Raw genomic sequence first — 13711 nt, 5'->3', positions numbered from 1 at the left:
TAAAAACGCCACAGAATAGTGGCTATCCTGTGGCGCTATTGCCAAATTAATTGGCGTTTCTGAAAAACCGGCTCATGGCGGGTTAAACATTACTGGATGGTCGCACTGCCTGTTATGGTAGGCGCGCCCTGTATTGTTGCCGGTCCCCCTGGGGTTGTTTCTATAGCAACAGAGGTTGCAGGGACCAATAACAGATTAGCCTGGGTACCCGCGCCACGGTTGATCACTTCTTGCATGGTATCGGTGATAAACAATAACTGGCCATTGCGAGTGATCGCTGCACTTACAATAATACGTGCATTTGGCTGGATGTCGGCTGGGTTAAACGGCAAAGCAAAAGTAAACGGAGCCTGTTTGCCCTCAGTACGAATTGCTTTCTGGGCGATAACCCGTGATGGTGCATCAGCCAGTGAGGCATCCGACAGCGTAACCGTGACTACGGCATCAGGTGGTAATGCAATGCGCTCGCGGATGTTCACTGTCCCCTGTACAGCAGGCTGTGCAATAGGCGCAGCAGCAGTGGTTACACCTGCCGGTGCGGGAACCGGAACATCAGCCCCTCGATGAGCACACCCAGCCAAACTTACCACTAATGCTGCCCCACCTGCTATCTGCCAGAATTTCATTGATTGCCAAGGTTTCATAGGTCGCACTCCTTCTTATTATTAAGATGCAAGCTATCCACAGAACAGCCGGCGTTTAATAAGTGGCTTCAACCACCTAGCAAGCCAATTATAGCACAATATTCTACTTCCCGCCGACGCTTACCCCATTGAGGCATTTATCAGACTATTCCTTATCCGATATTCCTCAGTTGAACAGGCCTTTCACAGCAATATATTGACGAGCGCCCAACGGATTCAGCACACTGTGTATAAACTCAACCATCAGGGGCCACAACATGAGTCAAGCATTAGAAAAACTACTCGATCTGCTCTTCCTTGAGAAAATTGAAGAAGGTATCTTTCGTGGCCAAAGTGAAGATCTGGGCTTGCGCCAGGTATTTGGTGGTCAGGTAGTGGGTCAGGCTATCTATGCAGCAAAACAAACCGTACCGGCAGAGCGGGCAGTACATTCTTTCCACAGCTATTTTCTGCGCCCAGGGGACAGCAGCAAGCCCATTATCTATGACGTCGAAACACTACGTGATGGCAACAGCTTCAGCGCCCGCCGGGTCAGTGCGATTCAGAATGGTAAACCCATCTTCTATATGACGGCATCGTTCCAGAGTCAAGAAGAGGGGTTTGAACACCAAAATACCATGCCGGACGTTCCCCCGCCGGAAGGGTTGATGTCGGAAACAGACATTGCTCGCCAATTCGCACATATGATCCCCGAAAAAGTACGGGAAAAGTTTATCGGCCATCAGCCAATTGAAATGCGCCCGGTGAAATTCCACAACCCATTGCAAGGCTCGGTAGAAGAACCTAATCGCTATGTCTGGTTCCGCGCCAACGGCGCCATGCCAGATGACCTGCGGGTTCATCAGTATTTACTGGGTTATGCCTCTGATTTTAATTTCCTGCCAACGGCCTTGCAGCCACATGGGATTGGTTTCCTGGAGCCAGGAGTGCAGATTGCCACGATAGATCATTCTATGTGGTTCCATCGGCCATTCCGCCTGGACGATTGGCTGCTGTATGCAGTAGAAAGCACTTCTGCTTCCGGCGCGCGGGGCTTTGTCCGTGGCCAGATTTACAGCCAGGAAGGGATATTAGTGGCTTCTACCGTGCAGGAAGGTGTCATTCGTTTGCATCGATGATACCTCGATAGCCTTTGCCAAAAATAGAACAGGGGCGATATCATATCGCCCCTGCTGCTATCATCATTATTATTTATTTTACTGCTACTTCTAGCTTATTGGTTGTATGCATTTTCGCCGTGGCTGTTAACATCCAGACCTTCGCGTTCTTGTTCTTCTGGTACCCGCAGGCCAACCAACAGGTCAGCAATTTTAAAGGCAACGAAGGCAACAACACCAGACCAGACCAAACACACACCGACGCTGAACAGTTGCACACCTACCTGATGGCCCATAGTGACGCCAGCGGCGTAACCTGTACCGCCCAGCGAAGCCGAGGTGAAGACACCGGTCAGGATACAACCGACAATCCCACACACGCCGTGGACACCGAATACGTCGCAGGTATCATCTACCCGCAGCCATTTCTTCAGCAGAACCACACCCCACAGACCGGCAACACCCCCGACCAGACCGATAATCAATGCACCACCAACCCCGACTGTACCTGCCGCTGGCGTAATCGCAACCAAACCTGCGATACAACCGGAACATGCACCCAGCAGCGACGGTTTGCCGCGTAAAATCCACTCAGCAAAGACCCAAGACAAGATAGCCCCCGCTGTTGCAACTACTGTATTCAAGAAGGCAAGTGCAGCAATTTCATTTGCGGCACTGGCTGAACCGGCATTGAAGCCAAACCAGCCGATATACAGAATCGCAGTACCAGTAAACACCATAGGTAAGTTATGAGGTTTGAACGCTTCTTTACCAAAACCAGCACGTTTACCCAGTAAGTAAGCGCCCACCAAACCAGCAATCGCGGCGTTGATATGCACAACAGTACCACCGGCAAAGTCCAGCGCGCCATCCATTGCCAGGAAACCACCACCCCATACCATATGTGCCATTGGCAAATATGAGAAGGTGAACCACAGTGCAGCAAAAATTAATACCGCAGAGAAACGAATACGTTCGGCGAATGACCCCACCACCAGTGCGACCGTGATACAGGCAAATGAAGCCTGGAACACCACATGGATATATTGATAGAAAGTGCCACTCAGGCTGGTCAAACCAATACCTTTTAGCATCGCCATATCGAAACTACCAAAGAATGCATTGCCGGTGCCGAAAGCCAGACTATAGCCGTAGAGCACCCACAGCACACAGATCAGAGCAAAGCTCACCATGACCTGAGTCATCATCGATAATACGTTCTTGGAACGCAGCAGACCGCCGTAGAACAGGGCAATACCGGGCACAGTCATAAACAGCACCAGCGCGGTGCAAATCATCATAAAAGCATTATCAGCTTTGTCAGCTACAGCCGGTGCTGCGGCCATTGCCAAAGAAGGCAGCATCGCTACCGAACTCAGGCCCAACATGGATAAAAGTTTTTTCATCATCAACCCATCCCTATTCACTAAATTTGAGCCTGCAAATTACAGTGCTGCTTCGTCGGTTTCGCCGGTACGGATGCGAATAACACGTTGCAATTCAGCAACGAAAATTTTGCCATCACCAATTTTGCCGGTATAGGCCGCCTTACTGATCACGTCAATCACTTCATCCAATTGATCATCAGCAATTGCAATATCAATTTTCACTTTAGGTAAGAAATTGACACTGTATTCAGCTCCCCGATAGAGCTCTGCGTGTCCCTTCTGGCGACCAAATCCTTTTACTTCGGTTACGGTCAGCCCCTGAATACCCACAGAGGATAAGGCTTCACGCACATCCTCCAGCTTAAATGGTTTGATAACCACGGTAACCAGCTTCATATTTGCCCCTTCTCGAATTAAGTCGAATTCATGTCTGCCACAAATGAAGTAAAGCAAAGGTTATGCCATAAGTAATGATAGATATAATTTAATGCGGAAATGGCGAAGCTAGGGCGGTTGAGATACATGAGCCAGCCGTGTAGCGGCTGAATTCATCGTGTTGAATAATTTTCGCGCACCAAAATAGTGCGAAGCGCGTCACAGAAGTGCACAACAGCATCGACGGCCTATTGCATTGCAAGATTATGGTGCACGAAGGCGGCAAAATGGGCATTAACGGGGCTATGCATTGACGATTTGACTTAGGAAAACACAGAAAATAGTGCGGGGCCGCTTAGCCCCACAACTTATTAATTAACTTACTACCGTCTCTACCTGATCAATGGCGGCTAAATCTTCGCTAACCAATTGCAATTGATACATTTGATAATAACGCCCATGGGCGGCCAGCAGCTCTTGATGCTTACCCTGCTCCACTGCCACACCACGGTGCAACACCAAGATGGTATCAGCATCAACAATGGTTGAAAGGCGGTGAGCAATCACTACCAGCGTGGTATTTTTTCGGATTAGCTGCAATGCCCGCTGAATGGCCTGCTCAGTACCAGAGTCAATATTGGCAGTCGCCTCATCTAAAATCAGGATTTGCGGAGCCTGTACCAATACTCGCGCCATCGCCAGCAACTGTTTTTGCCCAACTGACAAGGTATTCCCCTGCTCACCAAGCAGACTGTGCAATCCATCGGGTAGCGCATGGACTAAAGGGGCCAGTTGCACCGTTTCCAGAGCTTCCCACACTTGCTGTTCAGAGATATCACGACCTAAAGTCACATTGGCAAAAAAGGAATCAGCCAACACCACTGGATCCTGTTGCACCATAGCCACCCCTTGGCGCAAGGTCTGATGGGATAACGCTGATAAAGGACGAGCATCCAGCAGAATCTCACCATGTTGCACCGGGTAGTAGCCCATCAGCAGGTTAGCCAACGTGCTCTTTCCGCTGCCGGTATGCCCGACCAGAGCAACAAACCCGTGCGAAGGCACATCAAGGGAGATATTTTGCAGCACCATTTTATCGCTACGATAAGCAAAGCTGACATTATCCACCTGGATACGGCCACTGGTCAGTGGGCGATCATCAGTACCGTATCCTTGCTGGGCGCGGTCCATCAGATCAAAAATACGTTCCCCAGCCACCACAGCTTGCTGCATGACTGACTGCTGTGATGTGAGTTCAATTAAGGGTTCATTTAAGCGGCCCAGATAGTTAATGAAGGCATACAGCACCCCCACCCCCACTGAGCCATCAGGACTGAAACCGAACAACAGTAACAAACCACACAGTACCAAGGCAGAAAACAGGCTCAGCAGCGGGCGCAATAAAAACCCTTCCAAGCGTAAAGTTTGCATGCGTGCCATATAGTGTGCACGGCTGGCAGACTCCATACGTTCGCCAAAACGAGCTTGCTGGCGAAACTGCTGAATCACGCCCATGCCGTTAATGATTTCATTAAAACCGTCATTAATATCAGCCAAATAAGCCCGGACTCGCCGCACTACGGGTGTGCTGTAATGTTGATAAATGGCCATCACCACCAGCACTGCTGGAAAGATACAGATAGAAATTAGCGCCATACGCCAATCCAGACTGAACATCGCCACCAGCATCGCGCCAATTAATGCCGCGCTTTTTAATACGGTGGAGACCACCATCACATATAAATCTTTAATGACTTCAGTGTCATTTGTGACACGGGAAATCAATTGCCCAACCGGCTGGGTATCAAACGCACTGAGAGGTTGACGCAAAGCGGCATCCATCACTTCAATACGTAGGCGCTGAACCACACCTACGGCAGCACGGTTAAAAAGCAATGCCTGAAAATAATGCAATGCTGCGGCCAACAATTGCAGCAACAGATAAGCCAATGCCAACCCACTGACTAAACCGAGGGGCAAAGTGCCTTTTGCGACCACATGGTCAATAAAATAACTTATCAAAAGCGGGCCGCTGACCTCGGCGGCAGCCGCAATCCACAACATCAATACCGCCAACCCTAACGGTTTACGATAAGGGGAGCCATAGGAGAGCAGGCGCTTAAGTGTCGGCCAAAGTTGCTGAACTTTACTCATCGGTTTTGGCCTCCGACTCACCATCATCTAATGCTGCCTCCAGTTGTTGATAACGGTACATCTCCCGATACCAGCCGGATTGACTGACTAATACGTTATGTGTCCCGCGCTGCATCACGCCACCATGTTGCATCACTAAAATTTCGCTGGCTTCGGTCAACGCTGAAAGACGGTGCGCACTGATAATCACGGTACGATGCTCACCCCATTCACGCAGATTTTTTAGGATTTCATATTCGGTCTGACCATCAACTGCGGATAGCGCATCATCGAGAATCAGGATCTCAGTATCCAGCAACAGTGCGCGGGCGATGGAAATCCGCTGTTTCTGCCCGCCAGATAGCATCACACCGCGCTCACCCACTTCAGTGTCATAACCCTGAGGAAGGCGTAAAATATCTTCATGCACACTGGCTAAACGAGCAGCCCGCTCAATTTGAGCCTGCGTGGCATCAGGTTTACCCAATGCAATGTTGCCAGCAACCGTATCAGAAAAGAGGAATGGCGTTTGGCTGACCACAGATAAACGGCCACGCCAGTCATGCAACCTAATATCAGACAGCGCATGCCCTTGATAACAAATAGCACCATCATCCACATCAAACTGCCGCTGAATCAATGCCAGTAAGGTACTCTTACCCGACCCTGTAGGCCCGCATAGCCCCAACATCTGCCCCGGTGCTAATTTCAGCGCCACATCATGTAACGCAGGCTGTTCACTACCTGGATAATAGAAATGGCGAATATTCACCGCGAGCGTGCCACGCCCATCGCTCAGCTCAATATCACCATCTTTAACCACCGGCGCTTCTTCCAGCAAACTGCGAATACGGCTATAGGCGGCACTGCCTCGTTCAACGATGTTGAACATCCACGCCAAAGCAAGCATGGGCCAGATCATCAGCCCCAGATACATGATGAAACTGGTAAGTTGACCCAAAGTAATGCTGTGATTAACCACCATCCAACTGCCGCCACCAATCGCCAATAAATTCGCGATCCCGATGGCGATATAGATAGTTGGATCAAAACGGGCATCGATACGTGCGACATACATATTCTTGGCACCGGCTTCTGCCGCTACCTGAGCAAACTGCTGTGATTGGTGATCTTCCAGGCCAAAAGCTTTAATCATGCGAATACTGGTCAGGCTTTCTTGCGCCTGGTTATTCAGCGTAGAAAATGCCCCTTGAGCCGATTTGAAACGTTGATGCAGTTGGTCACCGTAATATTTGATCACCACCGCCATTACCGGCATAGGTAACAATGATAACAGTGTTAATTGCCAGCTAATTTGGGTGCTCATTACAATCAGCACCGCGCATCCCATCACCAACGAATCCACCAGCGTCAGCACCCCCTCACCGGCAGCAAAGACCACACGATCAACATCATTCGTCGCACGAGCCATTAAATCGCCGGTACGGTGACGTAAATAGAAACCAGGGGCCTGGCGGCTAAGTTGGCGATAAAAGTTTGACCGCAACTCCACAGCCAATTGATAAGAGGCACCAAATAATAAAACACGCCAGACATAACGCAGTAGGTAGACCACAATAGCGGTTATCAGCATCACACCAATCCATACCAGTAACATATTGGTAGACATCTGTTTTGTGCTGATACCATCCACAATTACCCCGACCAGCTTAGGCGGCAACAGTTGTAGGATAGCGATAATAATTAACAACAACACCGCGCCTACATAGCGGCGCCATTCACGGCGAAAATACCAGCCTAGTTGTGCAAACAATCTCACTCAGTTTTATTCCTGGTCTGACACCGAATACATCGGTATTTTCTCGCTACGCGCGATGAAGGGGGTAGCATAGCATCGGTAAAAGGGCTTTTAATCCAAATATTCACTCAGGAACAGGCAACATAGTTGTATATTTGATTTTTTCCATCGCAAAGCTTGATGTCACATCAATCAGCCCCGGAACACCATTAACCATGCGTTTGTAAAAATTGTCGTAACTTTTCATATCGGCAACTTCGACCTGCATCAGATAGTCATATTCTCCGGCCATACGATAGAACGCCAACACCTCTGGCATTTGCTTAGTAAATTCAACAAATTCCTGATACCAGCCACTATTATGCTGCTGAGTTTTAATCAGCACAAATGCCGTAAGCCCCAACCCCAATTTTTCGCTGTCCAGCAGTGCCACGCGCCCACGGATAAATCCTTCATCCTCAAGGCGTTTTAATCGTTTCCAGCAGGGTGTGGAGGTAAGATTGACGGCTTCGGCCAGTACTTGCAGTGATTGAGTGCAATCTTCTTGCAACATACAGAGGAGTTTACGGTCAGTTTTATCTAACATAACGAGTAACCATAGAATAAATTTCTACCATTTGGCGATAAAGAAGGAAAAATGGCAACGTTTTTTTCTTTAATAACCGTTAATCTAGTCATCATTAGTTTACTACCTACATCGCAGGCCATGAAATGACCAACACTTGGGTAAAAAATGCTATCAGTGAAATAGAAGCTGACTTCCAACGCTCCGCTGATACTCACCTGATCCGCCTAAATCTGCCGGCTTTCCCCGGTATTTATCTCTATTTAAAAGATGAGAGTACCCATCCAACCGGTAGCCTAAAGCACCGTTTGGCTCGTTCACTGTTTCTTTATGGCTTATGTAATGGCTGGATTACAGAAGGAACAACGATAATCGAGGCATCCTCAGGAAGCACGGCAGTGTCTGAAGCCTACTTTGCCCGGCTGATTGGTCTGCCCTTTATTGCAGTTATGCCAAGTTGCACTGCGCGGCGCAAAGTCGAGCAGATCACCTTCTACGGTGGCCGCTGTCATTTTGTTGAAAGCGCTGGGCAAATTTATGCAGCATCTGAACAACTGGCTCGTGACCTGAATGGCCACTATATGGATCAGTTCACTTATGCAGAGCGCGCTACCGACTGGCGTGGCAATAACAACATTGCCGATAGCATCTTCCGCCAAATGGCGCGTGAACCTTTCCCGGTACCTGACTATATCGTCATGAGTGCTGGCACTGGCGGCACATCGGCGACCTTAGGCCGCTATATCCGCTACCAAGGGCATGACACCCAACTGATGGTCGTCGACCCAGAGAACTCAGTATTTTATGACTGTTTCTGTAACCGCGACCGCACGGTTACCGGTAGTTGCGGCAGCCGTATTGAAGGGATCGGCCGCCCACGGGCTGAGCCTTCGTTTATTCCAGAAGTGATCGACAGTATGTTGCGCGTACCCGATGCCGCCAGTGTTGCAACCATTCATTGGTTGGAAGGTATTTTGGGACGCAAAGTGGGGGCATCCACCGGCACTAACGTCTGGGGCGCATTACAATTAGCCAAACAAATGCGTGAGCGAGGCAAAACCGGCGCGATTGTGACGTTGCTCTGCGACAGTGGCGAACGCTATCTGGATACCTATTACAATACCGAATGGGTCAGTAATAACATTGGTGATCTGACCCCATTTAGTAATGAATTAAATAACCTGTAATTAACCGATAAAATTCGGTTTTCCCCTCTTGGATGACCGAGGAAAACCGAATTTTGGCAGAAAAAAACCGGATGATTATCCGGCTGGCTAATAGCTATCCTCAAGTCATCAAAAGGTGCAGTTAGGCAGCAAGCGAGTGATCCGCTGAGCTGACACCATCAGTGATTCGGGTGAGTAAGCCCGTTAACACTGCTACAACTCTAAGAACCAAGGGGATAAACCTCAGAATTCGGGGGAATAGGTGAGGTGTGGTGAACTTAGCCAATGTTGCAAATAGTGAGCGACGCCTTGTTGTTCACAGCGCCCAATAACCTGTAACTGAGGTAACTCTTGCTTCAATTGCGGTAATGCGTTGCCCATCACTAAGCCAAGACCTACCCGCGATAGCATCTCTTTATCATTCATCGCATCACCAAAGGCCATACAATCGTCCAGTGTTAAATTGAGATGATGGCTTAATCGCTCTAAAGCCGCCCCTTTGTTGCATCCACGAGGCAACACTTCAAGGCAATCAACCGCTGAAAAACAAAAATCGGCTTCGCCGCCCATCTGCTGCTCAAGCTGGGTTTTAAGCTCGGTCAATTCCTGATGTGAGGCAATAAAGCAAATCTTATGATTACCAGTTAGAGGCAATGCGCGCAGTGCCGTGAGCTGAAACTGGAAGCCACTGGTTTTATGTGCAGTCAGCAGCGCAGGGTCATTACAATCAGTAAACCAGCCATCATCACGGAAAATATGGATACTGGCACGGGTCTGCCACGGAGTTCGTAACACAAACTCCACCAGTTCTGCGGGCAAATCCATACCGTATAATGCTTCACCCTCTACATCACAGACTCGGGTCCCATTGCCAGTGATCAAATAACCATTTATGCCCGAGTGAGACAAAATGCCTTTCATATCAATATAATGTCGACCGGTAGCAAAGGTTAGGATCATCCCGTTGTCCACCAACTGGTGTAACGCATTCAATGTAGCGCCGCCAATTTTATGGTCGCGCATCAGTAAGGTTCCATCCATATCAAAAGCGGCTAAACGGTACATTTAAAACCTCGATAACAGCAAAACTGGTGGTATGAATAAAATTATGACGTACTATTTACGGAACTAATAGTGAACAATTAAATTAAACTATTCCTGATTTAGAGCCTATCCCAGTAGGCGTCATTGTTGCAGACAGTTTGAACATGGATAGCGCGCAAGAACCGGAGCGTACATGTAGTACGTGAGGATTCTGAGCACAGCCCAAGTTCAAAATGGCAAATAAAATAGTTCTAATGGGTAGATTCTTAATTATGCGCATTATTCATCGGCTGACCCAGTATCAGCGCTTGTATCAGAAGTTTGGCGATCAACCTGCGGCAACCACCGTCAGTGAACTGGCAGGCTTACTATTTTGCAGTGAGCGACATGCCCGCACTCTGATTCAACAGCTACAAGCGAATGACTGGCTCAGTTGGCATTCACAAGTTGGCCGCGGCAAACGCGCACAACTACAATGCCTGAAAAAACCAGATGCGCTGCGCGCAACCTACCTGCAATTGTTCCTTGAGCAAGGTGACCATCAAGCTGCTCTCGCACTCGCCCAACTGGAACCTGAACGCCTTCAAGCGTTACTAAACCCTCACATGGGGGGACAATGGCAAGCCGATAGCCCAATACTGCGAATCCCTTATTATCGGGAGCTTGAACCGTTAAATCCAATGACCGTCAGTGGCCGGGCAGAGCAGCATCTGATTTATACTTTACATGCTGGCCTGACCCGATTTAACACCGGAGACCCACAGCCAAAACCGGATCTGGCCCATCACTGGCAAGTCAGCGATGATGGTTTAACCTGGCAATTCTTCTTACGCAGCCAATTACGTTGGCATAATGGGGAACATATCCGCAGCGAGCAGTTGTTGCAGACGCTGGCACTGCTGCGGGCAAATCCACGCAGCCAACCGAGTTTTGCCAATATTGCAACGATTACCCTGCCCCATGCTTTATGCCTGAAATTTACGCTGCTGCATCCTGATTACTGGCTGGCACATCGGCTGGCAGATTTACCGTGTAAACTGTTTCATCCCGACGCCCCGCTTCTGGGGGCGGGCCCATTTAAGTTAGCGATCTTTAACCAACATCTGGTCCGGTTGGAGCAGCACGAATTTTACCATTTGCAGCATCCTTATCTGGAATTCATTGAATACTGGATAACTCCAAGCCTTGTCGTGCAGTCAGCCGACGGGAGCTGCCAACACCCGGTACGTATCACCATTGGACAGGAGGAGGATTTCCCTTTAGCCCGCCCTGTTCAGCGCAGTATGAGCCTTGGATTTTGCTATCTGGCCATCAATCGGCACCTCAATAATATTACTCCCCAGCAAATAGCCAAATTGCTGATGCTAGTGCAAACTTCCGGCATCTTAGAAGAGTTATCCATTCGGCGTGGTGTGATAACGCCTAGTCATGAAATGCTACCTGGCTGGCCTATCCCCCGGTTTAGCTCCGATGAAAACCCACCATTGCCTGCCCATCTGATACTGACCTATCAACCGCCAATGGAACTTGAGAGTGTTGCCGAACAACTAAAAGCGGTATTGGCAACCCATGGTTGCACATTAGAAATCCGCGCCAGTCGTGATAAGCAGTGGAAAGATACTCATCAAATTGAAGAAGCAGACTTATTATTAGCAGACCACTTAGTTGGTGAATCTCCTGAAGCGGCGATGGAAAGCTGGCTCCAACTTGATCCGCTGTGGCGCGGTATACTCTCCCCGGCTCAATTAGAACTACAGCGACAAACACTGATACAGATTCAGCAAACTGAACTTGCGGCTGAGCGTTTCCGCCAATTGCGTGAATATTATAATGGTCTGATGCTGGCAGGGCTGATTCTCCCGCTATTCAATTATCAGTATCAGGTCAATGCTCCGCCACGGATTAACGGTGTTACCCTAACCGCATATGGTTGGTTTGATTTCAATCAGGCATGGCTCCCACCGGCCACTACCTGATTGCCAAATGCAGGTTGCTACCCTTTCGTCCGTGAACTGAGTAACATACCGCCAATTCTTTATTTTGCTGTGGGTTGGCTCTTTCGAGGCTCACAGCCGTACGAGGTCACAGTATGAAACGCGCTGTCGTTGTATTTAGTGGTGGGCAAGATTCCACTACCTGTTTAATTCAAGCATTACAGCAATATGATGAGGTCCACTGCATTACATTCGATTATGGGCAGCGTCACCGCGCAGAAATTGATGTTGCTCGCGCCCTTGCCACGCAGCTTGGTGCTAAAGCACACAAAGTGCTAGATGTTGGCATGCTCAATGAGTTAGCGGTGAGCAGTCTGACCCGAGACAGTATCCCTATCCCCTCTTTTGATGAAGAGGATGCCGATACGGTTCCCAGTACGTTTGTCCCTGGTCGCAATATTCTATTCCTGACCTTAGCCGCAATTTATGCTTATCAGGTACAAGCACAGACGGTTATCACCGGGGTTTGTGAGACCGATTTCTCCGGCTACCCTGATTGCCGGGATGAGTTCGTGAAGGCACTCAACCATGCAATCGATTTGGGTATTGGCCGAGATATCGCTTTCGTTACCCCTTTAATGTGGCTGGATAAAGCAGAAACCTGGGCGCTAGCTGATTATTATCAGCAACTCGAGCTGGTCCGCCACGACACACTTACTTGCTACAATGGGATTCAAGGCGATGGTTGCGGCCAATGTGCTGCCTGCCATTTACGAGCCAAAGGGCTGGCGTTCTATCTTGCTAATAAGCCAAAAGTGTTATTGAGCTTGAAACAAAAAACCGGGCTAGCTTGATTATTGTTCACTCAGATAGCCACTGTAATCGACCCATTGCCTTGTTCTAATCGTGACCTCGCTCATCAGAGCGAGGTATATCGCGGCCATTGCACATTTAACCAGATATTCGGGGAAAATATCCCTCCCCGGCAACAAAGCCGAGTTATCCTGTAATACCTCGATTGACAAACTCGTCCAGTTTTTCCCTTAGCTCTCCCTCAATGGGCAATGCTCTCTGACTACGCAGATCGATACAGGCAAACGTTAGTTCTGCATCTGCCACCGGAATAGATTCAGGCTCTAGCGTGACAGTCTGTTTCATCACACCACTTTTACCGTTTAGCTTTAATAACTGGCTATCGATTCGTAGCAGATCCCCCAATACCGCAGGCCGACGGTAGTTGATATTGATATTAACCACGATAAAAGCGATTTGGTTTTCAGCCATCCATTGCGCTGCTGGCTCCCCATCAAGCCATTCCCAACGCGCTTCTTCGAGAAACTCTAAGTAGCGGGCATTATTAACATGTTGGAAAACATCAATATGAAAACCCCGGACTTTAATATGAGTATGCATGACAGCGAGCTTCTCCAGACAGTGAATAAAAATTATGTACCTTCGGCAGTAAAATAGCGTTGGCAAGAGAGTACCCGCACAACTGGTACGACCTCATAGCAAGATTAGCAGAGGGAAATCACTTCATCGCATGCTTACGATATAATCTAGAGCGAAATCACAGTTTCCCTCTGCTACTGCGACTTACATTATG

The 13711-nt window shown here is 48.8% G+C and carries 12 protein-coding genes; 4 read left to right on the top strand and 8 right to left on the bottom strand.

The genetic code is table 11. The annotated features are described in order from the left end of the window. Positions 1–89: 89 nt before the first annotated feature. Positions 90–644 (bottom strand): YbaY family lipoprotein, encoded by a 555-nt coding sequence (locus Q2T71_RS04085; RefSeq protein WP_372558203.1) that lies wholly within the window; start codon positions 642–644, stop codon positions 90–92. A 257-nt stretch (positions 645–901) separates the two neighbouring features. Between Q2T71_RS04085 and tesB the strand changes: the two genes are divergently transcribed. Further along, a complete protein-coding gene (gene tesB / locus Q2T71_RS04080) occupies positions 902–1762 on the top strand; it encodes an acyl-CoA thioesterase II (RefSeq protein ID WP_372558202.1) in 861 nt (286 codons plus the stop codon). 95 nt (positions 1763–1857) lie between these two features. Here tesB and amtB read toward each other — a convergent pair whose 3' ends face one another. The 5 genes from amtB to Q2T71_RS04055 all read right to left on the bottom strand — a co-directional run bounded on the left by amtB (position 1858) and on the right by Q2T71_RS04055 (position 7982). Next, positions 1858–3147 carry an ammonium transporter AmtB gene (amtB, locus tag Q2T71_RS04075; protein WP_083163833.1) on the bottom strand — a complete coding sequence of 430 codons (1290 nt, stop codon included), beginning with the start codon at positions 3145–3147 and terminating at the stop codon, positions 1858–1860. A 39-nt stretch (positions 3148–3186) separates the two neighbouring features. Continuing rightward, positions 3187–3525 carry a P-II family nitrogen regulator gene (glnK, locus tag Q2T71_RS04070; protein ID WP_002208627.1) on the bottom strand — a complete coding sequence of 113 codons (339 nt, stop codon included), beginning with the start codon at positions 3523–3525 and terminating at the stop codon, positions 3187–3189. 354 nt (positions 3526–3879) lie between these two features. After that, positions 3880–5658, bottom strand: coding sequence for a SmdB family multidrug efflux ABC transporter permease/ATP-binding protein (locus Q2T71_RS04065; protein WP_372558201.1), 1779 nt, complete (start codon positions 5656–5658; stop codon positions 3880–3882). Then, on the bottom strand, positions 5651–7417 hold the full coding sequence (locus Q2T71_RS04060) for a SmdA family multidrug ABC transporter permease/ATP-binding protein (RefSeq protein WP_083160005.1): 1767 nt from the start codon (positions 7415–7417) through the stop codon (positions 5651–5653). Before Q2T71_RS04060 ends, Q2T71_RS04065 begins: the two co-directional genes overlap by 8 nt. A gap of 103 nt (positions 7418–7520) precedes the next feature. Next, entirely contained in the window at positions 7521–7982 is a 462-nt protein-coding gene (locus tag Q2T71_RS04055; RefSeq protein ID WP_083160007.1) for an Lrp/AsnC family transcriptional regulator, read from the bottom strand. Positions 7983–8107: 125 nt separating this feature from the next. On the opposite strand from Q2T71_RS04055, the gene Q2T71_RS04050 reads away from it, so the two are divergent. Beyond that, entirely contained in the window at positions 8108–9148 is a 1041-nt protein-coding gene (locus Q2T71_RS04050; RefSeq protein ID WP_083160009.1) for a PLP-dependent cysteine synthase family protein, read from the top strand. A gap of 222 nt (positions 9149–9370) precedes the next feature. On the opposite strand, the gene cof is transcribed toward Q2T71_RS04050, so the two are convergent. Beyond that, positions 9371–10192, bottom strand: coding sequence for an HMP-PP phosphatase (gene cof / locus Q2T71_RS04045; protein WP_372558200.1), 822 nt, complete (start codon positions 10190–10192; stop codon positions 9371–9373). Positions 10193–10443: 251 nt separating this feature from the next. Here cof and Q2T71_RS04040 point away from each other — a divergent pair, with 251 nt between their 5' ends. Together Q2T71_RS04040 and queC are read left to right on the top strand one after the other, a co-directional pair. After that, positions 10444–12147 carry an SgrR family transcriptional regulator gene (locus Q2T71_RS04040; protein WP_372558199.1) on the top strand — a complete coding sequence of 568 codons (1704 nt, stop codon included), beginning with the start codon at positions 10444–10446 and terminating at the stop codon, positions 12145–12147. 113 nt (positions 12148–12260) lie between these two features. Then, the gene (gene queC / locus Q2T71_RS04035) at positions 12261–12959 is read left to right on the top strand and encodes a 7-cyano-7-deazaguanine synthase QueC (protein ID WP_372558198.1); all 699 of its coding nucleotides are present in this window, start codon (positions 12261–12263) and stop codon (positions 12957–12959) included. Between the two features lie 145 nt (positions 12960–13104). On the opposite strand, the gene Q2T71_RS04030 is transcribed toward queC, so the two are convergent. Further along, a complete protein-coding gene (locus Q2T71_RS04030; protein ID WP_372558197.1) occupies positions 13105–13518 on the bottom strand; it encodes an acyl-CoA thioesterase in 414 nt (137 codons plus the stop codon). Positions 13519–13711 lie beyond the last annotated feature (193 nt).

The sequence above is a fragment of the Yersinia sp. 1652 StPb PI genome (assembly GCF_041538345.1).
Taxonomy (GTDB): Bacteria; Pseudomonadota; Gammaproteobacteria; order Enterobacterales; family Enterobacteriaceae; genus Yersinia; species Yersinia enterocolitica_E.
This window is presented reverse-complemented; position numbering and strand designations above follow the sequence as displayed.